Source organism: Lacipirellulaceae bacterium (assembly GCA_040218535.1).
Taxonomy (GTDB): domain Bacteria; phylum Planctomycetota; class Planctomycetia; order Pirellulales; family Lacipirellulaceae; genus Adhaeretor.
This window is the reverse complement of record JAVJRG010000008.1, coordinates 67,238-90,722: the sequence shown is the minus strand read 5'-3', so window position 1 is coordinate 90,722 and position 23,485 is coordinate 67,238. Positions and strand designations below refer to the sequence as shown.

18 protein-coding genes are annotated in these 23,485 nt (G+C 55.4%); 11 read left to right on the top strand and 7 right to left on the bottom strand.

Translation table 11 applies throughout. The features are described 5' to 3' along the window. Positions 1-53: 53 nt before the first annotated feature. Positions 54-1,532, top strand: a complete 1,479-nt coding sequence (locus tag RIB44_09805) for a hypothetical protein (protein MEQ8616874.1) — start codon at positions 54-56, stop codon at positions 1,530-1,532. A 227-nt stretch (positions 1,533-1,759) separates the two neighbouring features. On the opposite strand, the gene RIB44_09800 is transcribed toward RIB44_09805, so the two are convergent. Together RIB44_09800 and RIB44_09795 are read right to left on the bottom strand one after the other, a co-directional pair. Then, positions 1,760-2,986: an AAA family ATPase gene (locus RIB44_09800; protein ID MEQ8616873.1), complete on the bottom strand. Its 1,227-nt coding sequence runs from the start codon at positions 2,984-2,986 to the stop codon at positions 1,760-1,762. A 398-nt stretch (positions 2,987-3,384) separates the two neighbouring features. Further along, complete coding sequence (locus RIB44_09795) at positions 3,385-3,765, bottom strand: VOC family protein (GenBank protein MEQ8616872.1); 381 nt, start codon at positions 3,763-3,765, stop codon at positions 3,385-3,387. A 156-nt stretch (positions 3,766-3,921) separates the two neighbouring features. Between RIB44_09795 and RIB44_09790 the strand changes: the two genes are divergently transcribed. From RIB44_09790 to RIB44_09780, 3 genes are all read left to right on the top strand, one after another. Next, positions 3,922-4,353, top strand: coding sequence for an SRPBCC domain-containing protein (locus RIB44_09790; GenBank protein ID MEQ8616871.1), 432 nt, complete (start codon positions 3,922-3,924; stop codon positions 4,351-4,353). A gap of 25 nt (positions 4,354-4,378) precedes the next feature. Beyond that, the gene (locus tag RIB44_09785; GenBank protein ID MEQ8616870.1) at positions 4,379-4,735 is read left to right on the top strand and encodes a metalloregulator ArsR/SmtB family transcription factor; all 357 of its coding nucleotides are present in this window, start codon (positions 4,379-4,381) and stop codon (positions 4,733-4,735) included. 93 nt (positions 4,736-4,828) lie between these two features. Continuing rightward, entirely contained in the window at positions 4,829-5,308 is a 480-nt protein-coding gene (locus RIB44_09780; GenBank protein ID MEQ8616869.1) for a DUF1569 domain-containing protein, read from the top strand. Between the two features lie 32 nt (positions 5,309-5,340). Here RIB44_09780 and RIB44_09775 read toward each other — a convergent pair whose 3' ends face one another. Next, the gene (locus RIB44_09775) at positions 5,341-6,225 is read right to left on the bottom strand and encodes a family 16 glycosylhydrolase (protein ID MEQ8616868.1); all 885 of its coding nucleotides are present in this window, start codon (positions 6,223-6,225) and stop codon (positions 5,341-5,343) included. Positions 6,226-6,586: 361 nt separating this feature from the next. On the opposite strand from RIB44_09775, the gene RIB44_09770 reads away from it, so the two are divergent. Continuing rightward, positions 6,587-7,438 (top strand): HAD-IIA family hydrolase, encoded by an 852-nt coding sequence (locus tag RIB44_09770; protein MEQ8616867.1) that lies wholly within the window; start codon positions 6,587-6,589, stop codon positions 7,436-7,438. Positions 7,439-7,514: 76 nt separating this feature from the next. Here RIB44_09770 and RIB44_09765 read toward each other — a convergent pair whose 3' ends face one another. The 4 genes from RIB44_09765 to proS all read right to left on the bottom strand — a co-directional run bounded on the left by RIB44_09765 (position 7,515) and on the right by proS (position 12,766). Then, entirely contained in the window at positions 7,515-9,089 is a 1,575-nt protein-coding gene (locus RIB44_09765) for a multiheme c-type cytochrome (protein ID MEQ8616866.1), read from the bottom strand. 152 nt (positions 9,090-9,241) lie between these two features. Next, positions 9,242-10,438, bottom strand: coding sequence for a DUF1573 domain-containing protein (locus RIB44_09760; GenBank protein MEQ8616865.1), 1,197 nt, complete (start codon positions 10,436-10,438; stop codon positions 9,242-9,244). A 170-nt stretch (positions 10,439-10,608) separates the two neighbouring features. After that, entirely contained in the window at positions 10,609-11,154 is a 546-nt protein-coding gene (locus RIB44_09755; GenBank protein ID MEQ8616864.1) for a DUF4416 family protein, read from the bottom strand. A gap of 88 nt (positions 11,155-11,242) precedes the next feature. Beyond that, entirely contained in the window at positions 11,243-12,766 is a 1,524-nt protein-coding gene (proS, locus tag RIB44_09750) for a proline--tRNA ligase (GenBank protein ID MEQ8616863.1), read from the bottom strand. A gap of 257 nt (positions 12,767-13,023) precedes the next feature. Here proS and RIB44_09745 point away from each other — a divergent pair, with 257 nt between their 5' ends. The 6 genes from RIB44_09745 to RIB44_09720 all read left to right on the top strand — a co-directional run bounded on the left by RIB44_09745 (position 13,024) and on the right by RIB44_09720 (position 23,438). Further along, positions 13,024-13,998: an OB-fold nucleic acid binding domain-containing protein gene (locus tag RIB44_09745; GenBank protein ID MEQ8616862.1), complete on the top strand. Its 975-nt coding sequence runs from the start codon at positions 13,024-13,026 to the stop codon at positions 13,996-13,998. A 216-nt stretch (positions 13,999-14,214) separates the two neighbouring features. Then, a complete protein-coding gene (gene rnr, locus RIB44_09740; protein ID MEQ8616861.1) occupies positions 14,215-16,431 on the top strand; it encodes a ribonuclease R in 2,217 nt (738 codons plus the stop codon). A 31-nt stretch (positions 16,432-16,462) separates the two neighbouring features. After that, positions 16,463-17,620 carry a glycine cleavage system aminomethyltransferase GcvT gene (gene gcvT / locus RIB44_09735; GenBank protein MEQ8616860.1) on the top strand — a complete coding sequence of 386 codons (1,158 nt, stop codon included), beginning with the start codon at positions 16,463-16,465 and terminating at the stop codon, positions 17,618-17,620. Positions 17,621-17,707: 87 nt separating this feature from the next. Further along, the gene (gene gcvH, locus RIB44_09730; GenBank protein ID MEQ8616859.1) at positions 17,708-18,100 is read left to right on the top strand and encodes a glycine cleavage system protein GcvH; all 393 of its coding nucleotides are present in this window, start codon (positions 17,708-17,710) and stop codon (positions 18,098-18,100) included. A gap of 3 nt (positions 18,101-18,103) precedes the next feature. Continuing rightward, complete coding sequence (gene gcvPA / locus RIB44_09725) at positions 18,104-19,483, top strand: aminomethyl-transferring glycine dehydrogenase subunit GcvPA (GenBank protein MEQ8616858.1); 1,380 nt, start codon at positions 18,104-18,106, stop codon at positions 19,481-19,483. A 223-nt stretch (positions 19,484-19,706) separates the two neighbouring features. Continuing rightward, entirely contained in the window at positions 19,707-23,438 is a 3,732-nt protein-coding gene (locus RIB44_09720; protein ID MEQ8616857.1) for a serine/threonine-protein kinase, read from the top strand. Positions 23,439-23,485 lie beyond the last annotated feature (47 nt).

Sequence of the window (23,485 nt, the reverse complement as noted above, 5' to 3'; positions counted from 1 at the left end):
TCCCTTCGCACTCTATCACCTTTAGCCAAGTATTTCCTGGGGTGTCGTTCATCATGCGTTTCCGATTCTCGCTTCTGCCTATCTTCACTACGACACTTCTCGTGGGGCTTGGACAGCCGCTTGATGACGCCGTTGGAGCATCTCCCTGGCAGCGCGAAAATCGCATCGCTATTAGCGCCGATGGCAATCCGGACGCTGATCCGGACGATATCGGAGCGACACCAATGACACTTGCAGTCCTAGCGAAGGCAGGCTTGCAGGAGAACCTTGTCCACTACGATTTCAATAATTGGCTTGAGTACAAGAAGATCGCTGCCAGCAAGAATGAGATGTGGAAAGGGGCGATGGGAGCCCAGACACGCTGGGGTTTCGATCGGAGCAAGTTCTTCGATGCCGCGCATCATCCCGAAGACGCGGTCAAGAATCTGGCTTCAGAGATCAGTAAATCGACCGCTGACGATCCGCTTTACCTTATTGTGGCTGGCCCGATGGAACTGATTTACCAGGCCATGCTTCTAGTCGACAAGGCCGCCCTAGCACACGTTATTCTCGTTTCGCACAGTGGCTACAACGATTACTTTCGACCGCGTCTTTGGCAGCACAACCTGGATGATGTGCTGGCGCTAAACTCGGATATCACTCACTTGAAGATCCCAGACCAAAACGCAGGACTGAAAACCGACCCCGATTACGCAGCGTGGCATTGGCTGCGCGATCACTCGGACCCGAACCTGAGGTGGGTTTTCCAGCGGATGAAAGCGGGGCGTGCTGATGTTTCCGATACGGGGATGGTTACCTGGCTCATCGGAGCAAGCGGAGACGACAAGCGAACCACGCTTGCCGAACTCAAGGAGTTCTTCGGTAAGGAACATATTCCAAGCTCAGCGGGCAAGAATCCAGAGACTCCTCCAGCACCTACTGGAATTGAACCTGAGATCTCTTTGCCCATTACCGAGAGTGTCTTTCAAGAGGTAGATGGAAAGCTTGTCATTGAAGCTGAGAGCGTACCCCTGACCGGCGCCTGGGTGATCGAGAAAACCGAACCGGGATACTCAGGTGAAGGTTACCTCCGTTACGCGACGGCGAACCTCAACGTAATTCATTCCCTCGCCCGTGGTGTGCTGACCTATAAGCTGAGGATTTCTGAACCTGGCAAGTATCATCTGGCACTGAAACACTCTCATCGCGGCGCACCGGAGCGCGACAAGTGGAATGATGCTTGGACCCTCATGGGAATCGACCCGGCGCCCTACGGAAACATTCGCAAAACCTATCACTCGATCACGAACGAGCAATTTGAGGACGGCATCGGCTTCACGTTCGGCACCACGCACGACAATTACGGCACCGTCGCCAAACGCGAGGGGCACTTTTCAAAGCCCGTCTACGATCTTCCAGCGGGTGACCATTATTTCTTCATTATCGGGCGTTCAGGTGGATACCGACTCGACAAGATTCACCTGTTCAAAGAAGGCGTGGCAGGGTTCAAGGACGACTCGATCCCGGTGACGCCTGTCGTGAAGGAACAGTGAAACCACAGGGTTCAGGTGATAACGAATGTTCGTCCAACAGCTTTGGGTTTTGACCACGGATGGCAGTTGGCGAGTGGCCGAAATGACAGCGGTTGGGCACACCGCTGTTAGTTGAGAGAATGCGAATGAGCAGGATTACGTTCGCCTTAATCGGGCACGAGCGGAAAACGTTGATTTCACTTACCGCGATTTCGAGTGCTCCGGTTCACGGCTTGGTTCTGCAGCGGTCAACCTGCGAAACGGCCGGACATCACATCTTCCGCGTTCTTAAGGCTAAGGTGCGTGCGGTCGCCATCAACCTTGCCGAGTTGAATTCCGTGTTCTCCAATGACCTCGCTGAACTTACGGACTTGCGAACGGCCCCCGTTCACTCGGACCTGATGAATGAAGTCGCGATCCTCGCCGTTCCAAGCATCACAAATCACAAACGGGCTGTGGGACGATATTAATACTTGGCTTCGTGTTTCAATATCATCTGAGAACGCGAGTGACCTAACGGCGTCGTAGAAGACCTTGATTGCTTGGGGTGTCAGTCCGTTCTCCGGTTCTTCAACCATTAGCACGGGCGGCCTGTTAGGTGTAGAAACCAAACAGATCAGCCCGATGAAGATGAGCATGCCGGACGAAAGCCGAACAGATGGAACCGTTTCACGACGATCCGAGTACTTGACAGCAAATGCGATTTTGTCTGTGCCAACGGTACTGAATTCAAAGTCTTCGAATTCAGCTACGAGGTCGCGTATCCTTTGTTTTATCAGTTCAAACGCGGGGTCTTCCGTGTTGGCCAGATAGTAGAGTGTGGCAGCCAAGTCCTCGCCGTTGTAACCGATACGTGGAATTAGCCCTGACGTGGGCTCACTATCAATCTGCGGCACTCTGCTCGGAGTCGCAAGGGAGAATGGGTCAAGACGAAACTTGTTCATGCGGCTGATCTGCTGGGTCAAATAGTCGAGAAACGGTGAGAATTCTTGCGTGGCGCGTGCAAGTCGAATTGCAGAGAACAGGCAGCGATCCTGCTCTAATCGTATTTTCGATGTGATTTCATAAGCATCTGGATCGGTCCGATCGAACTCGACGCTGCCTGAAGTTTCATTGGTGAGTTTCTCGTTGATAATCGAGTAGCGTGGAGGTGATTGCCCTTGGACCTGCTCGTACGTGATTTCGTATTTGTAACGTTCGGAGCTATCCCGTTCTTGGGACATTGTCGCCGCGAAGCCAATGCGAGACACACCAGCAGTCGCCCCACGATAGATCGTTGCGTTGTAGGAAAACGGGTATGGGCCGAACGCCTGCTGTATGTTGCCGCGTGACAACATGGAAAAGTTGAGCAATGCATCAAAGAACGCAGATTTCCCAGCTCCGTTGGCGCCAACAAGAACGGAGAGCGGGCTCAGGTCAACCGTGGTTGTTTGGTGAATGAGGAAGTTGCGAACAGTGAATTGATGTATGTGCATTTGCTATTGAATCTCGGCTGATAGAGCGACAGAACAAGAATTCTACGGCGCGTCGCCGTATTGTATCGGTCAGGCCGGTGTTATGTGGCGCGGCCGTATAATACGACACCGCCTTACTATGTATTGTTCGCGGAAATCCTGTCCTGCCGACAGCTTAGCACTGGCCTACAGCGGAGACAAGGAACTCCGGGTGCCACTCTACGCCGTTAACCCTTTTTTCATTTTTAATTTTTCTCGTCGGGTACCACTGCTAGCTCGTCTAGCAGTGCGAAGCGGGTAAATATTTTCCACTGCTGGGCAAGCCAGCAGTGGCACCCGGCGGCATGTTTGCAGCGTTCATGATTTTATGGAGACGCTTCATGATCGCGGTGCGAGCACCGCGGCGAAACGGGCGATCGTTACGCGGGCTTCTCGTGCAGCGCGACGCGGTTCCCCTCGGTGTCTTCGAAGTGGGCGATGAAGCCGTATTCGCCGATGCTCGTGCGTGGAACCAAGGTTTTCCCGCCGGCGGTAGTAATTTTCTCCAGAGCCGGATCGATTTCCGCGACGTGGAAGTAGACGAGCGAACCCTCATGGGAAGGCAAGTAGCCGTCGCCCATAATCAACGTTCCAGCAGCTCCAGGCACGTTCTGCTCCATGGGGAACCAGCCCATCTTGTTTGGGCCTATTTCGGCGGGCGTAATTTCCGTATCGAACGCTGTGCCGTAAAACTTCGACGCACGATCCATATCGGTGACAGGGATTTCAAACCAATTGACCGGATTCGGTTGGCAGGACATCGCAACGGCTCCTTGTGTTTATCAGAAAAAACAATTGACGTTACTAAACAGTCACGTTACATTCAAGAAACAATAGCGAGAGGTCATTTCCTCGTCAATAACTTTTCGTGAAAAGCACGCTTCTAAATTTCCCCCTTACTCGGCAAGGAGAAAAGCATGGCCGTTCTGGAAGAATTCAAACTCGACTTGACCCAATCGATTGAAATCAACGCTGCGATTGGCGACGCTTATGCTTCGCTGCTCAAGCGACTGAGCGTTGACAGTGTCACGCCGCGGAACGAGCCGATGCCGATGGTGCTCGAACAGTGGCCCGGCGGGCGGTGGTTTCGTGATCTTGGCAACGGCCAGGGGCATCTGTGGGGCTTCGTTCAAGTGATCAAACCACCCACGCTGATCGAAATCCAAGGCCCAATGTTTATGTCGTATGCCGTGGCGGGGCATATCCAATTTCGGTTAACACAAATTGCCGACGGTACTGAGATCATGCTACGACACCAGGCCTTGGGTGACATCCTCCCCGAGCATCGTGAAGGCGTCGTCTACGGCTGGCAACACGTGTTGGAGAGCGTGAAGGAAGCTTCCGAATAATTCAGCGATCTATCAGAGAATTCAAATGCCAAAAGACGACGACCCCATTTGGAAAGCACTGGCCGATCCCACCAGGCGGGAGATCCTCGACCTGTTGCGTGATGGTCCGCGGCAGACGACGGAGATTGTCGAAAACTTCCCTGACCTCTCCCGTTTCGGCGTAATGAAGCATTTGGACGTGCTTCGCGACGCGAATCTCGTCAGCACACGCAGTGAAGGCCGGAAACGCATCAACTCGCTCAACGCTGCATCGCTACGCGATGTCATTGAACGCTGGATTGGCAAGTACGAAGCCTTTTGGGCGAATACGCTACTGAGGGTAAAGGAAGATACAGAAACTCGTGCCAAAGGTAAAAAGAATAAGGGCAAGAAGCGCGCCTGATTAGGAACCACAGATGAACATCTCTCATCAGCGTTTATTCGTGTTCATCATTGGCTAATACCAAAACTATCGATCGACTAAAAAGGTTGAAACATGGCTACTACCGTCGAACCTGTGAACACCAAAAAGGTCGAAGGACGTCGCAAAGTGCGTTACAGATCGCACGAAGAGGTGCTTGCCGACGCTGAGCGGCTCGCTGACATGGATGCACCGACGATCGGCAATTGGTCGAAGGGCCAGATCTACAAGCATCTCGCCGGAACGCTCGACCTCTCGATTGATGGCGGCGGTGGAATGCTTCCCGCTCCAGCGAGATTTCTTTTAAAGTTCGTGTTCAAGAAGAAATTCCTACACGACGCAGTTCCGTCGGGTTTCAAAGCCCCTGCCAACTTCGTGCCCGACGAAACATCAACCGATGAAGGTTTGGAACTTTTGCGCAAAGCAACAGGGCGCATGGGAGAAGTCTCCGTGCGCGCACTCCACCCTGGTTTCGGAAAGCTGAGCCGAGAGGAATGGGACCTGTTCCATTTCAGGCATGCGGAAATGCACATGAGCTTCATTGTGGAAAGCTAGCCGTTGGCAGTGAAAAGATTGGAGATCCATCATCACTTTGAGTCGACAAGCTGATAAACGCGAATCCAATCAACCCAGTAGATACTCTTGTTCGTGTCAGCCAATTCCTTATCGGTTGGAGTGGTACCTTTGTCGGATCGCCAGTCCTGGTCTTCCGTATTAATAATGATATGCATCGGCTTACTGAGCCCAGTTCCACGAGTGTAGTTGTGGGGATCAATCTTCTCCTTCCCTGAGACCGTTCTGACTTTCTTTCCATTGACGTAGTACTCAAGGTGCCAAGGGTCGCGCCAAAAGACTCCGACGCGATGGAAGTTCTGTTGCCAATTTGTCCCATCGTAGTACCAACTGCCTTCGTCGGTCGGCTGATAGTCTTTGAAGGGCTTGCGAATAAACACATGGTGGCTCAAGTGCAAACGGTGCGATGTCCACGACTCCGTAGGGCGCTGGCTGCCGTACGCTTCGACCACATCGATCTCCTGCGTCGAATCAGCGCTAAGCATCCAGACATTCGAAGCCATGACCAAACCACTCAGCTTGACGCTCGCCTCAATGTAGAGCGGGTACCGGAAAGTTTCCCTAGAGGAAATCGCTCCGGCCCGGACCTTGTTGGTATCGCGTTTGCGACTCGCGGCGATTCCCAAGTGCCCGTTGAGAACATACGAATGGCCCGGGTCGAACGAGGTGAGTCCAGGCCCTTTCCAGGGATTGATAAACGTGTCTTTCCAACGCTTGGTGAATGCCTGTGGTTTCTCTAGGGGCGGCGCCTTGTAGCTAAAGTCGTCGGAGATGGGGAGCAACTCCCAGGCCTTGTGATCGCTGGGAGCGACGGGGATGCTGACTTGCTCCCAATTGGCCGCACGGACACCATTCCATACAGAGAATTGCAGAAAGAACATGCAGGCAAAGAATCTCATACGACAATCTTTCCTAGTGAGTAAAGACCCGAGACAGTAGAACAGCTCGCTCAGGAGGAAGCGTCCAGGCCGATATTGTATACAATTATTCGATCTCTGCGTCCAGCAAGCAGCAATGCCTCCGAGACTTCTGCAGCCGGAGACGAAACTCAGCCGATGGCGCTCCAAAAGGCTGCTCATTCTCTTTGCGGACGGGTGCCGAAAGGCCTTGCAGCTAGCATCGGGCTGTTGGCGAAACAGCCCAAAATGCTGCCTGCATCCTAAGCGACCTTCGTTTGTGCAAAGCGGCACATAAGTTGCTTTCTCTGATTGCTGGAAGCCTACGTCCGTAGGCTGAATCGCTCAATGTTTGGAGAAACCAATGGCCAAGAACGGATTCCTCATTGATATGGACGGTGTCATCTATCGTGGGAGTCAATTGATTCCCGGAGCGGATGATTTCATCAACGCCTTGCTAGCCCAAGATATTCCTTTCCTCTTCCTCACCAACAATAGCCAACGGACCCGTCGCGATGTGACGACGAAGCTGCAACGGATGGGGATTCATGTCGAGGAGCGGCACATCTTTACTTGTGCGATGGCAACGGCTCGATTCTTAGCGAAGCACAAACCCGAAGGGACGGCCTATGTGATTGGCGAGGGAGGACTGCTGCAAGCGCTACATAAGAATGGGTACTCGATCGTCGACCACGATCCTGACTTTGTCGTCGTGGGCGAGGGCCGCACAATTACGCTCGATACGCTGGAACATGCTGTGAACATGATCCTCGGCGGTGCAAAGCTCATTGCCACAAACATGGACCCGAATTGCCCCACGAAGACCGGCACGCGCCCTGGCTGCGGAGCAACCGTGGCTTATCTTGAAACAGTGACCGGTCGCAAGGCATTCAGCGTCGGCAAGCCAAGCCCGGTGATGATGCGAGCCGCACGCAAGGAACTGATGCTGACGACTTCGCAAACGGTGATGGTCGGCGACACGATGGAGACCGACATCCTGGGCGGAGTGCAGATGGGGTACCGCACGGTGCTGACGCTCACGGGTTCTACTCACCGCGAAGATTTGGAGAAGTACGCCTTCGGCCCCGACGTGGTCGTGGAATCGATCGCTGAGCTATGCGACCCGACGAATTTCCTCGATTTCAAACTGCCCGATGGCAATAAGGAGGACGACACCGTGGCAGACTTCAATGCGTGGCGGTTGGCTAATGCTTAGAACGAAGTAGACATCCAGGATGCTGGGGGGCTGAGGGCTCGCGGGGCTCGTCCCGGGCCACGCGTGCCACACCAACTCAATCCACCCCTTCGTGCTTCACTTCCTCCCAGTACTTTTGGAAGTCGAAGTCGGGGCTGTTGTCTTGGTCGTGGCAGCGCATGCAGTTTTCGACCACGCCGCCGCGCGGCATGACTTGTTTGCCTTTGTTTCCCTCGTTCTCGACGATCTTCAAACGCAGGGCGGCACGGAGCGCTTCCTGCTCCGCTTCGTTGACGTCGACCTCACCCATTTCAGCAGCGACGTGAGCCGCACCGGGGCCGTGGCAGTTTTCGCAGCCGTTGGCTCGTAGGTGGGGTGTTTTCTCCAGGCTCATGTAGCCCGAGGCATAGGGAAAATACTGCTGCGGATTCCAGCCGGTCACGTGGCAGCTTAGGCACTCAGGATCGAAATGCCGGGAAGGATCGGAAATGCTGATGATCGATTCGGTCGCGTGCGAGTGGGGTGTGCCCTCGAAAATCTCCATGGCGGTCGTATGGCAGTCGGCACAAGCGGCACTGCCGATGAACTTGCCCTGTGGGTGCGGACTGCCATTGAGTCCAAGGCCATCAAGACCTTGCAGTTCCAACTCCTGTTGATATCGCACCATCATCGCTTGCATCTCTTCGGAATCGTCAAACCGACCGTCAAGCGGAACGGATTGATAGCGAATCGGATTAGCCGGATCGTCGTACAAACCAACGACGACGACATACATGCCTTTGTGCCCGACTTCGACGATCCGCGTTGGGCTGCTGGAGTTTCCAACCGCCTCCATTTTCAGCGGCGGCACATCCCCTCCTGTGGCAACCGCGAGATAGTCAAACTGCGGAAACTGCTGGGCCAGAAGTTTTGCTTCCTCCTTGGTGCCGTAGACCATCAGGACCTGAGTGTCGCACTTCTCAGCAGCCAGCTTCGGAGCGATTTGGGCAAGTCCTTCAGACGGCGAACGGTAGACGACGTCGGTCACATTGGCCAACAGTTTCTCATACTTGCTTCCCAGAACGGACGTCACCCCGAAGCGGCGATTTCCAACCGTCACGACATGGTGCGTGCGGGTCATGCCACTGTCGAAACTGTAGATACCAACATTCGCAGAGACGAGCGGGTTTTCCTCAGGCGGGACGTTGGCGATCGCGTACACCAGTTCGTCGGTCGTGAGTTGCAACTCCTTCGAGCCAAGCCCAACGGCGTCGTAGCCCAACTTCACGAGCGAGTCGAGCGCGTAGCGGAACTTGATCTCCGCCTGATGCCCACGTCGGCGCGTCAGTCCGCCCATGTCGAACTTGGCGATTTGCCAACCCTTGGCTTCTAACTGCTTCAGCAACGTATGCCGTCGTTTCAGACCGCCTTTTTGGTTCTCTAGTCCCGTGCAACCGCACGGTTCGAGATAGCCATTCATTTCGCCGGAGAAGAGCAGCGCGACCTCGGGCTTCGTCCAACCCTCAAAGATGGGTCCGTTTAACTCGACGTAGTCTTTCGCCTTGCGAGCTTCCTCCGTGTTGCGCTCGTAGCCACCCTTTTCGGTCGCAGCATCCTTTGCAGCAACGGTAATCCCCCAGAGAGCGAAAGAAAAAAGTGTTAGAGCCAAGAGAAGGAATCGTGGTCGAGACATGCGTCGTTTCGCGTCCGCAAAGTGCTAGCAATGGAGGAAGGGTGAGGACTCTCAATCCTACCGTTTGCCAGCACGACAAGCCACCGCAGTCGCAATGACTCTCTGTAGGGAACACCCTCTATGGCGTTCCCTACAGCAGTTTGTCTAGCCGCCTACTGCACGATAAACGCCACCCGCAGTTTGAACTCGGGAGTGACAGGGTGCCCCGTTTTTACGACGATCTCCCCTTCCTTACCAAGATCGCCGCCGAGGCGGGCCATTGGGCGGGTGCCCTTAGGAATGCTGACTGTCAGATTCACATGACGGAGATCTCCTGGCATTTCTTCGATCTCGCTCAGTTCAGCTTTCAGCACCGACGGGCTTGTGCTGGCAACGGCAATCTGAGAACCGTCCACCTCCGAACCACGGACCACCATCTTCAGCTTGACCTCACCTCCTTTGTCGCCCTTGATGGGAGGAAGTTTGAGTAGTCCCTTGTTGCGTTTCCAGCCAGGTCCGTGCATGGAAACGTCTCCCACGACCGTACCTGCGATCGGAACGGTTAACTGACTTGCCCGCGACAAATTTGTTTTGAGCTTGAGAAATCCTTGGAAGGGACCGAGTGATTTGCCCGGCTGGTACTTGGCCACGACTCGCAGCCCCGCCTTCGCCGTTGGGTTGGAAAGCTCAAAGGGCTGGAGCTCTTGAAAGTCGAGTTCTACCTGTTCGGCGAACCTTTTATCGACGATCTCGTGCTCAAGGATCTTTAATTCCGATTCCACATAGGAAGTGATCGTGAGACTCGCCTCACCTGGCTGTCCCACTTTCACGACCCCGAAATGCAAGACGGCCGGATTGAGGCTTGTTGAATCAACCAACTCGCCGGTGACTTGGATCTCTAGCCGCCTGCGTGCTGGGTCGCTCGTCTCGAAGGTCGCCCCGTGGCGAAACGTGCGTGGAGAACCTTTCGCGATCCATTCGAGTTCAACGGTCGAAGACTCACCCGGTGCCAAGACCAAAGGAGGACTCCCCTCGGCCATCTTCCCATCAAGCTCAACCGCGGTGCACTGGCACGTATTGCTGAGAAACTTCACGGTGAGTGGCACTTCGCCCTTGTTGGTGATGGGGAAGGAATGACGCCGCGAGGTGCCAATCTCCATGTTGCCAAATTCGAAGACCGGCTCGTCGATCGCGAGCTCGGGAACTTTCGCGTCCTCATCATGGTTATGCCCCGCATGAGAGAGCTCTGAAATCCCTCCCGGTTCAGGCACCGAAAACGCCCACGGCTTCGCCTCGACGTAGCCGAGCACGACCCCAAGAACGACACCAGAGACAGCCGCAATACCGATCCAAGCGAGTAGTTGTTTCATAGTGGTAGTCTACTCAGGAAAAGCACCTAGAAAAAGCACGAGACTACCAAATCAGTGAAGCACGACACAACGAAAGGGGTGGCTGGGGACGAGCCCCGCGAGCCCCCAGAAAGCCACCGACTGGGGGCTCGCTCAACTCGTCCCCAGCCACCCGGTAGCAAACCACCTTCTCACGGCGGAAATGGCTGCAGCTTCTTCTTTAGCACCTCACGGCATTCTGTGAAGAACGCCTGGAAATCTTCGCGTTGGTAATCGGGGTAGGTCCAAGGCAACGCCTGCCAAGCCTTGCCGCGGAACTGGAGCGTTACTTCTGCGTAAATACCGCGTTGGAGATACACACGGTGGGCGTGGTCTTTCGTCGAAGCGAGAATCAGTTTGGCGAGCGTCAGATAGCCAGGATCAAGATTCAGCGGCCGACGTTCCGGGTGCAGCTTCTTGTACCTGTACTCTGTTTCAAGATCGTTGGTCGCCAGCTTCATGTGAGCCAGTGATACCGGATCGATAATCTGCTCGAAAACCCAAAACTGCTTCTTTAGATCCGTGCCCATCTCTTCGAGATAGTAGTCCGTTTCGGTGAATTCGAAAGCGGGACTTACGAGGGCCGTCTTGCCGAACTGCTGTTCGGCTTGTTGCAATCCCCAAGTGAGCGCAGACTCGTAGCGACTGCTTGCAGCAATGAGGAGGAGAACCGGTTTGGGAGAGTTGATGCTGCCCATGGGAAGTTCGTGGGGTACCGCCGAGGCACGAGGCGTACCATGCACCTGTGTCCGGTATGCCTCGTGCCTCGGCATACCCTACGGAAACTTAATACGCCTTAGCAAACACACCACGTCGCTGGCTTGGTTGGCCGGTGAACAGGCACTCACCCGGCTCGTCATCGCCTTCGAGCGGGATGCAACGCACCGTGACTTTTAGCTCTTTGAGCGTCTCTTCGATCTCCGGCGCATCGACAAAGTGACAGTAAGCGAGTCCGCCGTGGATCTCTGGCTGCTCTTCATTGTTCGGCGTGAAGAACGCTTTGAACTCGTCGAGATCGTCGATCTTGACGCTCACATCTTCGCGTGCTTGCTTCGCACGGTCAAACATGCCCTGCTGAATCTCGGCAAGCGTCTGGGAGATGCTCTGAACGAATTCACCGCGGGGGGTGCCCTGCCCTTTGCCACCCACGTCACGCCTGGCGACGAACACGCCTTCGCCGGCCACGTCGCGGGGGCCGATTTCGGCGCGGATCGGAACTCCGCGTTTGACCCACTGCCATTTCTTCTCGCCGCCGCGCATGTCGCGGTCGTCGATTTTCACGCGGATCGGCTCGCCAGCAAACTGCTGTGCTTCGAGTTCCTTCTTAAGCAATTCGACATACGGCATCACCTCGGCACGCTCCTCTTCCTTGCGGTAGATAGGGAGCAGAACCACGTGTGCGGGTGCGAGCTTCGGTGGCACGACGAGCCCGTCATCGTCGGCGTGGGTCATAATCAGTCCGCCAACGAGCCGCGTCGAAACACCCCAACTGGTCGTCCAGGCGTGTTCCAACTTGCCAGCGACGTTTTGGAACTTGATGTCCTGCGCCTTCGCAAAGTTCTGCCCAAGAAAATGGCTCGTCCCCGCTTGTAACGCTTTCCGATCCTGCATCATCGCCTCGATGCTGTACGTGGCGACCGCCCCGGGGAAACGCTCGCCGGAGGTTTTCTCGCCCTTGATGACCGGCATCGCCATGACGTTCTCGGCAAAGTCCGCGTAGACGTCGAGCATCTGCTTCGTTTCTTCGACGGCCTCTTCTTCGGTCGCGTGCACGGTGTGCCCCTCTTGCCAAAGAAACTCCGCGGTCCGAAGAAACATCCGCGTACGCATCTCCCAGCGGACGACGTTGGCCCATTGGTTGATGAGAATCGGCAAGTCACGGTGCGATTCGACCCAACGGGCAAACGTCGCACCGATAATGGTCTCGCTCGTGGGACGCACGATCAGCGGCTCTTGCAGCTCTGCCGAGGGCGCGGGACGCAACCCGCCGTCGGGGTCGGGTTCCAGCCGATGATGCGTCACCACGGCACATTCCTTGGCGAAACCCTCGACGTGCTCGGCTTCCTTTTCCAGGAAGCTCATGGGGATGAAGAGCGGGAAGTATGCGTTCTCGTGCCCTGTGGCTTTGAACCGTGTGTCGAGCTGCCGCTGGATGTTCTCCCAGATCGCATAGCCCCACGGCTTGATGACCATACACCCCCGCACGTCGGAGGTTTCAGCCAGATCAGCCGCCTTGACAACCTGTTGGTACCACTCGGGGTAGTCCTCGGCTCGGGTGGGGGAGATCGCAGATTTGGGTTGCTTGGCCATGGGCGAGGTGCGAGGGGTTAGGGGCGAGTGTTCGCTTGACGACATTCATGACAGCCGCGACCAAACTCGGTCGCCGCAGCGTCAGCAAACACAGCATTCTAAACAAGGAAGAACTGCCTTGAAACGCGTAATCGCCCCCAGCTTTGTTCGACTGGTTCTGGTAGGATGCTTGTTTGGCCATGCTCCGGCGAGCTGTTAGCTCGCGGCTGCCTTCAATTCTTCACAGCACTCGCCCCTAATTCCAAACCCCTATCCACATGGAACGTCAATTCGTTAGTCAGCTTGGCCACAACGCTCAAGTTCAACAGGTATTCCTCGCTTCCGAGAAGCAGCTTCGTCCCAACCGGAACGGCAACCTCTATTTGCAGGTCGAGCTTTCCGACCGCAGTGGTGCCGTGCAGGCCCGGATGTGGAATGCTAGCGAGGACGATTATAAAGCGTTCGAGAACGGCGACTACGTCTATGTGGACGGCGCGACGCAGCTCTTTCAGGGGAATGTCCAACTGATCGCCAACCGGATTCGTCGAGCGCGGCCAGACGAGGTGGACGAGTCTGACTACATGACGCTCGAAACGGGCGAGATCACAAAGATGCGCGAACGATTCGAAGAAATCATGCGCGGCATCAAGTCAGCCCCGGTCGCGCGACTCGCAGCGGCATTTCTTGATGACGAAGTGTTCATGGAGAAGTTCTGCCGCGCCCCCGCGGGGATGAAGAATCACCACGCCTATCAAGGCGGCTTGCTCGATCATGTGCTGAGCCTTGCCGAATTGGCATTGCTGGTCGCTCCCCGCTATCCCGACCTTGATGGTGACAAGCTGTTGCTGGGAGTCTTCTTGCACGATGCCGCCAAAGTGGACGAGCTGACCTACGTCCGCGACATCGCCTACAGCGACGAGGGCCAACTCCTGGGACACATGGCGATGGCGCTCACCATGGTTGACCAAAAGTGCGCCGAGGCGGTGAAGAAAGATGGCATGCCGTTGCCGGAGAAGCTGATCGTCGAGATCAAGCACATGATCCTCAGCCACCATGGTCAGTACGAGTATGGCAGCAGCAAGCTGCCGATGACCCTTGAAGCGGTTGCCCTGCACCACCTCGACAACTTCGACGCCAAGATGGCCAGCTTCACGCAACTGATGAAAGATTGCCCCAACGTCGACAGCCCGTGGACGCAATACTTCTCGCAGATCGGGCGGAAGTTGTACAAAGGGGAAGTTAGTCAGTCTTGATAGCTAATAGTGTTTGACGCAAAGGCGCTAAGGACGCAAAGAAGCGCTGAGAAACTCCTAAGAACTAATCCAAATACTTTGATTCTGCTGACTCGTTTGTTTTCATCTCGAAATAATCATCTGTGATTATCCGTGTTCATCTGTGGCTCAATATTTATCTCTTTGCGATTCTCCGCGTCCTTCGCGTCTTTGCGCCAAAATAAGAAGTTCTAGATTATGTCAAACCTCCGCGAAGCCATTCTCCGCCACGTCAATGACGAGCGTTACCGCCCCGTCAAACCAAAAGTCATCGCCAAGAAGCTTGGGCTGGAGAACGACGATGTTTCCCGCGTTAAGAAGGAAGTGAAGAAGCTCGTCCGCGAAAAGGAACTTGCCTACGGACCGAGTCATCTCGTTTGCCCGGTGAAGGAAGATCACCCTGCTTCGAAAGTCGGCAAGCAGCCGGCGAAGAACAAACGACCCAAGCACATCACTGGCGTGTTCAGGCGGAACGACAGCGGGTACGGTTTTGTCCGCCCTGAAGGGACCGCCAAGAGCGAGGGTCGTGACTCCGATATTTTCGTCCCCGCGAATGCTGCCGGCGATGCGGCCAGTGGCGACACGGTCCGGATTCGCCTCGACGGCAAACTCGGGCGTAAGGGCAAACCCGAAGGTCGCGTGATCGACATTGTCGAACGGGCGACCAATCGGTTCGTGGGAACGTATTTCGAGCAGGCCGATATGGCGCTTGTGCAAGTCGATGGCGGCGTCTTCACCAAACCCATCTACGTGGGCGACCCCGGGGCGAAGGGGGCTCGCACCGACGATAAAGTCGTCATGGAGATGGTTCGCTTCCCCTCGAACGTCCGTGACGGCGAGGGGGTGATTGTTGACATTCTCGGCCAGCGTGGGCAGCCGGGCGTTGATACGATTTCGGTCATTCACGAATTCAACCTGCCGGGTGATTTCTCTGAGGACGCACTCGAGGAAGCCCGCGACAGGGCTGTCAAGTTCGACGAGTCGATCCCTGAAAACCGAACCGACTTCACCGGTGAAACGGTCATCACCATCGACCCGCTCACAGCGCGTGATTTCGATGACGCGATTTCGCTCGAAAGGCTTGAAAACGGGCATTGGTTGCTGGGCGTACACATCGCCGACGTTTCCCACTTCGTTCAGCCGAAGACACCGCTCGACCGCGAGGCACGCGACCGAGCGACGAGCGTTTATCTGCCCGACCGCGTGATTCCGATGCTGCCGGAGATCATCTCCAACAATCTGGCGAGCTTGCAGCCGGATCGGGTGCGATACTGCGTGACCGCGAAGATTGAATTTGATCCTCAAGGAGTTCGCATTGGTACGGACGTCTATAAAGGCGCCATCAAGAGCTGCCGGCGGTTCACCTACGAAGAAGTGGACGAGTATCTGGCTGACCCGCAGGATTGGAAGTCAAAACTCACTCCTGAAGTCCACCGCTTGTTGGGCGATATGCACACGTTAGCGATGATGCTGCGAAAGCGGCGGTTCAAACGGGGTGCGCTTGAGCTGCACATGCCGGAGTTGGAAATTGATCTCGATAAGGACGGTCGCGTTAGCGGGGCGCATCTGCAAGAGAACACCGAGAGTCACCAGATCATCGAGGAGTTCATGCTGTCGGCGAACATTGCCGTGGCGGAACGTCTGGCCGATGAAGGGCTGATATTCCTGCGGCGTGTTCACGGAGCGCCCGACCCACGGCGTTTGAAAGCGCTGACTGAATTTGTGAAAGCTTTGGGGCTGAAAACCGAAGACCTTTCCAGTCGCTTCGCTTTGCAAGACCTTTTGAACCAAGTCAAGGACGACCCACGCCAGCACGCCGTCAACTTTGCGACGCTACGATCGATGCAAAAGGCGATCTACAGTCCCGAAGATGAAGGACACTTCGCGTTGGCGACCGATTGCTATTGCCATTTCACGTCGCCGATTCGCCGCTATCCCGATTTGACGATCCACCGTTTGATCGAAGCTTTGGCCGAAGGCAAGAAACCGGTTCAGGAGTATCAAGCGATTCTCTCGCTGGGCGATCACTGTAGCGAGCGAGAGCAACGTGCCACCAACGCCGAGCGGGAACTCACCAAAGTGAAGCTGCTTGCGTATTTTGAAGACAAAGTCGGCAAGAAAATGGACGGCATCGTCACGGGCGTGGAAAGCTTCGGCATGTTCGTCACGGCAACGCAAATCCCCGCCGAAGGGCTGGTCCACATCAGTTCGCTGGATGACGACCATTACAAGTACGACCGCAGCGGGCATGTGCTCACCGGGTTCCGTTCGGGGAATACGTTCCGCCTAGGCGACAAAGTGAAAATCGAGGTGGCGTCTGTGGATTTGGACAAACGGGAACTCGACTTCCGCATTGTCAAGAACGCCAAGCGATCGAAGCAGAAGGGAAAGCACAAGAAGAAACGACGCCGCTAGCGGCTAAGCCGTAAACGGCTAAAATGCAGTCATGAGTACGGAAACGCTGCTGCAGACCCCGCTTCACGACTGGCACGCTGAACATGGCGGACGCATGGTCGATTTCGCCGGCTGGTCGATGCCGGTGCAGTACACGTCGATCGTCGAAGAGCACACCGCCGTGCGAGAGCGGCTTGGTCTGTTTGACGTTTCGCACATGGGGCGGCTCCAGTTTTCGGGAGCCGGTTCTGAAGGCTTACTCGACCGGCTGCTCACACGCCGTGTGACCGACATGCAGCCTGGGCAAATCCGCTACTCGCTGGTTTGCCGCGAGGACGGTGGCATTCTAGACGACGTCCTGGTGTACCGTCTGCTCGATCAAGCTGAGGCTAGCGAAGTAGGCGTCGACCAACCCGCTTTTCAATTGGTCGTCAACGCGAGCAATCGAGAGAAAATCGTCGATTCCCTTCGCGACTATCTGAAACAGAACCCGCCTGCTGAGGACGAAACAGTCCGGATGACGGACCTGACCGTCGTCACGGCAATGATCGCCGTGCAAGGACCGAAGGCGATTGAACTGCTGGACCCTCTAGTCGATTTCGAGCTGACCGAGTTGAAGAACTACCACGGCACCTACACCGAAGTCGAAGACAAGCCCTGCTACCTCAGCCGCACCGGGTACACTGGCGAGGACGGGGCCGAGATTATTTGTTCCGCCAACTACGCTGAACCGATTTGGAACCTTTTACTCAGTGTCGGCGAGAAAGCCAGGGCCCTCGCTTGCGGTTTAGCCGCCCGCGACACACTTCGTCTCGAAGCCGCGATGCCGCTCTACGGCCACGAGCTTTCCGAAGAAATCAATCCTGTGCAAGCGGGACTGACTTTTGCGGTCAACGCTAAGGGCCGAGAGTTCGTGGGTAGCAAAGCAGTTGCTGCAGCAGTTTCGGATGAGAATCTATCGGGGCGAGTGGGACTAGAGATTGAAGGCAAGCGTCCCGCGCGCGAGGGAGCAAAGGTCATCAGCGGCGAGAAGGTTGTTGGGGAAGTGACCAGTGGCACTTTTTCGCCGACGCTTGAGAAGCCGATAGCAATGGCCTATGTCGAGCGTGAGTTCGCCAAGCTGGGGACCGAGCTTGCCGTTGATATTCGAGGGAAGCAGCATGCTGCGAGAATCGTGAAGTTACCGTTTTACAAGCGAGCGAGTTCGTAGTTCCGCCTTTAGGCGGCCTCACATATAAACACCTCTTCCAGCACCTTGCCGCCTAAAGGCGGAACTACAAACAAAAGGACTAATACAGTGAATCCAGAAGACTTGCATTTCGCCAAAACGCACGAATGGGTTTCGATCGCTGAGGAGGATGGTGCCCAGGTCGCCATCGTTGGCATCAGCGCATTCGCAGTCGAAGCGCTAACGGACCTCGTGTTCATGGAACTCCCGACCGTAGGCAAGCAGGTCAGTGCCGAAGAAGCCTTTTGTGAAGTTGAGTCCGTAAAAGCGGTCAGTGATGTCTACGCCCCCGTTGCTGGCGAGGTGATCGCGGTCAATGAATCGCTACCCGATACGCTGGAGAAGTTGAGCGACTCGCCCTACGAAGAGGGTTGGATCGCTAAAATTAAAGTCAGCGACGCCAGTACGGATCACTTGTTGGACTACGCGGCTTATCAGAAGCAGTGCCAAGAAGAAGGTTGAGCTGTGCCCTATCTCTACAATACGCCCGAAGATCAAGAAGCGATGCTCGCCGCGATTGGCGTTCAATCGATTGAGGAACTTTTTGAACCGATTCCCGGCGAGCTGAAGCTCGCACGACCATTGGCGTTGCCTCCTGCGCTTTCGGAGTTGGAACTTGATCAGCACTTAGCGGAGCTGGCTTCGAAAAACACACATGCCGGGCAAGCGGTTTGCTTCTTGGGGGGTGGCTCCTACGATCACCACATTCCCGCCGTGGTTGATGCGATTGGCGGTCGCAGCGAGTTCTACACCTCCTACACGCCTTACCAAGCCGAAGCAAGCCAGGGCAACTTGCAGGCGATGTTCGAGTATCAGTCGCTCATCTGCCGGCTTACGGGGATGGAAGTCTCCAACAGTAGCCTTTACGACGGTGCCAGCAGCACCGCCGAGGCGGTCCTCATGGCGATCAGTTCCTCGCGCCGCACAGGGAACGTGGTTGTGCCTTCGAACTTGCATCCCGAATACCGTCAGACGATCGCGACTTATCTGAAAAATCTTGGCGTCGAGCTGGTCACCCTGCCCTGCCCTGCGGGCGTCATCGACGCTGACGAATTGGCCAGCGTCGTTAACGATCAGACAGCCGCGGTTGTTCTGCAGCAGCCGAATTTCTTCGGTTGTGTTGAAGATGCTGAAGCGGTGGCGAAGACGGCCAGCGAGGCGGGCGCGTTGTTGATCTCGGTGTTCGACCCGATCTCTCTAGGAATCTTGAAACGGCCGGGCGACTACGGAGCGAACATTGCCGTCGCGGAGGGGCAATCGCTAGGAACGCCAATGCATTATGGTGGTCCGGTACTAGGGATCATGGCCTGCGATGAGAAGCTCGTCCGGAGAATGCCAGGGCGAATCGTCGGCGAAACTACCGACCGCCGCGGCAACCGCTGCTTTGTCCTTACTTTGCAAACTCGCGAGCAACATATTCGCCGCGACAAGGCGACAAGCAACGTTTGCAGTAACCAAGCGTTGTTTGCCGTGCGTGCGAGTGTTTATCTTTCGCAACTAGGCCCGCAGGGACTCAAAGAAACTGCTAATCTCTGTTTACAAAAGTCTCACTACTTGGCCGACCAACTCTGCCAACATGAACGCTTTAGCTTGGCGTTCACAGCCTCCACCTTCAAAGAGTTCGTCATCCGCGACGCGGAAGGCCAAGTCGATGAACTGGTTAAGACCGCCCTTGACGCTGGCTACATGGCGGGCGTGCCGCTTGGAGCTTGGTACCCGGAACTCAACGATTGCCTGCTTGTTGCCGTGACCGAGAAGCGTACGAAGGCCGAAATGGACGGGTTAGTCGCGGCACTCTCGGGCAAGCACAGTGACGAGTCAACGCCAACACTTGCGGTGAGCTGAGTTTTTGGCCACGGATTTCACGGATGACACGGATTTTCATGTAGGGTATGCCGAGATACGAGGCATACCGATTACAAGTTCATGGTATGCCTCGTTCCTCGGCATACCCTACCTTGCTGTTCATCTTGTAAATCCTGTCTAAAAAACTCCGTGTCCTCCGTGCCTCCGTGGTTCATATTAGAATAGTTATTGAGCAGCTATTCTTTTCTCGGAGAAGTACCTCATGGCGGATACGACACGAGGCGAGGACATTCACGGCACCGTTGGGCCTTCTTCGGGGGGTGATGTTAACGCTCCTAAACCTTCCTCGGATGGTCCGCGGTTTCAGATTATTCGTCCCCATGACGAAGGCGGCCTCGGGAAGGTTTCCGTCGCCCTCGATACGGAACTGGACCGCGAAGTCGCGCTCAAAGAGATCAAGCCGCAGTACGCTGACGATGCAGCCAGTCGTTCGCGGTTCCTCTTAGAAGCAGAAATCACCGGCGGGTTGGAACACCCAGGGATCGTGCCGATCTATGGACTCGGCTCTTCTGCGGATGGACGGCCTTACTATGCGATGCGTTTCATCCGGGGCGACAACCTGGCCACGGCGATCAAGCAGTTTCACGAAAGCAAAGAGGCGAGCGACCAAACGGATCGTACGGTGAGGCTTCGCCGTTTGTTGGGGCGATTTCTCGATGTCTGCAACGCCGTCTACTACGCCCACCAACGCGGGGTGCTGCATCGCGACTTAAAGCCGGGCAATGTGATGCTGGGTGAGTATGGCGAAACATTGGTCGTTGATTGGGGACTTGCGAAACCAATTGGAGCTACTGAAGAATCGCCACAGGAGGCGACGACCGATGCGACTGTCGAATCGCCGCTTGTTCCTCGCTCCGGCAGTGTCGTTGACGCCACGCAGTTGGGCTCGGCAATCGGTTCACCCCACTACATGAGCCCCGAACAGGCCCGCGGCGAGCACGACAAGTTGGGACCTGCCGCGGATGTCTATAGTTTGGGGGCGACACTGTTCACATTGCTCACCAATCGCAAGCCGGTTGAGGGCCAGACGCTGGAAGAGATTTTGGAAGCGGTTCAAAAAGGCCCTAGCAAGACGGCTCGGCAGGGGAATCCGGAAATTGATGTCGCGCTCAGCAAGATCTGCGCGAAGGCAATGGCTCTCGAAACAATTAACCGTTACGACACGGTTCGCGCACTTGCAGACGATGTCGAGCGTTATTTGGCGGACGAACCGGTCCATGCCTTCCCCGAGCCGCTCACCCGTCGCACACGTCGCTGGATGCGCAAGCATCCACGGCTGGTTGGCTCAGCCGCGGCAACGCTGGTGGCGGGCGTTGTTAGTGCCGCGACGATTGCGGGGGTCGTGTCTTCGAGCAATGCGAAGCTTGGGGAGAAGAACGTCGAACTGGCCGAGGCGAACACGCAGCTTGAGGTGGCGCGGGATGATGCGCTCAGTGCCCGTGATGAGGCGGTTCGCGCTAAGGAACAGGCTGAAACCGTTTCTGAATTCCTGGTAGCCGCTTTCCGAGCCCCCGATCCAGATGTCGCCGGTCGGCATCTTACGGTCGCTCAAGTCATGGATTGGGCGGCAGAGCAGCTTGACGAACGCTTCGCCGACGACCCCCAAACGAAGGCGAGCCTGCTGTTCACCCTCGCCAATACTTATGAAGGTTTGGGAGTTCCTGAAGAGGCCGAGACGCTGTGCGAGCAGGCCGTTCGGCTTTGGCAAGAAAGCCTTGGCGTCGATGACCCCATGACGCTTCGAGCTCAACACACCCTCGCAAACATTTATGCCGACTTGGGTGAGTTCCCGAAGGCCATAGCGTTACACAAGAAAACGCTCGAGCTACGACGCAAAACGTTAGGGGCGGACAACGCTTACACAATCTCCTCGATCGATAGCTTGGCGGGAGCCTATCGAGAATCTGGCGACTGGAAGACCGCACTACCCATGCAAGAGGAAGCCGTAGACTTGGCACACAAAGTTTTGGGGGCGGAACACCTCAACACACTCACTTACGTGAACAATTTAGCCGTTAGCTACGAAGCCGAGGGCAGGTCTGACGAGGCTCTCAAACTGCAAGAGCAGGCCCACGAAAAGCTTGCCGCACAGTTGGGGCCTAACCATCCGGACACGCTGGCTTCGATGGGCAATCTGGCGACCAGCTATAGCTCTGCGGGCAACGCAGAGAAAGCGCTTGAACTTCAACAGGAGGTCTTTGAATTGATGAAGGCCCAGCTGGGACCGCACCATCCGACCACGCTCTTGGCTATGAACAACCTAGCCCACACCTACTATGGAGCGGGCGACAAAAAGAAAGCGTTTTTGCTTCACGAGAAAACACAAAGCCTGATGAAGAAACATTTAGGAGCAGATCATCTCTACACGCTGAAATCGGTTTTAGGTTTCGCAAAGTCCTATCAAGAATCTGGGAAGCATGCCGCGGCCATTGAACAATTGGAAAGTATGTTATTCGAGAGCCACGACAGCTTGCCTCCTTTCCACCCACTGCGAGTGCGGGCGGTGGAACTCTTAGCTGAATCACTTCATCGTCAAGGGCAATGGAAAAAGTCCTCCCAACTTGTTCAAGAGTTGTTGAAGTATCGCGTCGAGAATCTAGGTGAAGAAGACCCCAAGACGCTTGATGCGAGCAACAAGTTCGCGGAAGCCTTACTCAACTTGGGGCAGTCTGAAGAAGCACTTAGGTTGCACGAAAAGACTTTGCGATTGAGAAAGAAAGTGCTTGGCGAGACACATACTGAAACCCTGGTTTCAATGCATAACACCGCTAAGGCTTATTTGACAACGAGACAGCTTGACAAAGCCGTGGCGCTTTATGAAGAAACGCTAGCCTTAATGCGGGAACTTTTTGGCGCAGAGAATATCAACACACTAACTACCTTGTCGAGCTTGGCCAGCACCTATCAACAAGCAGGGCGAAGTGAGAAAGCTCTCAGCCTTCAGAAAGAAGCTTTTGCGTTGCAACGCAAAACGCTCGGTGAGGATCATCTCGAAACCATCACCTCGAAGCATAATTTGTCAGGAATTTACCTACTGGCAGGCCGGATTGAAGAAGCTTTCCCCCTTGCTATAGAAGCCAAGGGGGAATTCGAGCGAAAACTCGGAAGGGACCACCCACTTACGCTTGAGTCGATGCATCTACTAGCACGTCTTTACTTGAACAAAGGCCAAGCGGAGAAGTCGCGCGAGTTGTACACGGAAACCCTTCGCCTTCGCGAGAAAGTCCTTGGTGTGGCACATCCTTCGACCCTGCAAACGATGCATGATCTGGCTCACCTCTACATCGCCCTAGGACTTCTTGACAAGGCTTTCCCGTTAGCGGAAGAAGTCGTGAAACTGCGCCGTGAAGCGCTTGGCTATGTTCACCCCGAAACGCTCTCCTCAACGGACAACCTAGCATTTCTGTGCGAACGAAGGGCAATGTATTCCGAAGCACAAGAACTCTACGGTACCTACGCGACAGACCTTCAAAAACTTGGGCGTGAGCAAGATGGCGCTTCAATTCTCTTTGCCATTGAGCGCAACGCTTACTGCCTGATTAAACAAGGCAAGCACTCGAATGCTGAGGAACCATTGCAATGGATTCGCGAAACAACAAAAGGTTCTCCGGACTGGTTCGTTCGCCACGACGCGACAAGCCTTCTTGGGGAAATATTCCTGGGACAGAACAAGTTCGCTGAAGCAGAACCGTTGCTTCTGGATAGTCATCAGAACCTCACCAAAAACATCGCTTCAATTCCGATTCGCTACCGATTTATGGTGCCCGAAGCGACAATGCGGTTAGTTGCACTTTACGAAGCTTGGGACAAGCCCGAAAAGGCCAAGCAATTGCAAGCAGAACTCGAAAAGTGGAAGGGCTTGAACAACAAACGGGCCCCCAAGCCGGAAGAGGCAGAGAGTCCTGTCGAAGGTCTGAACTTTAACTTCTACTAAAGCTCCCGCTAGCTGCTTAACCCCGCAAGCCGTAGCTCGTAGCCTTC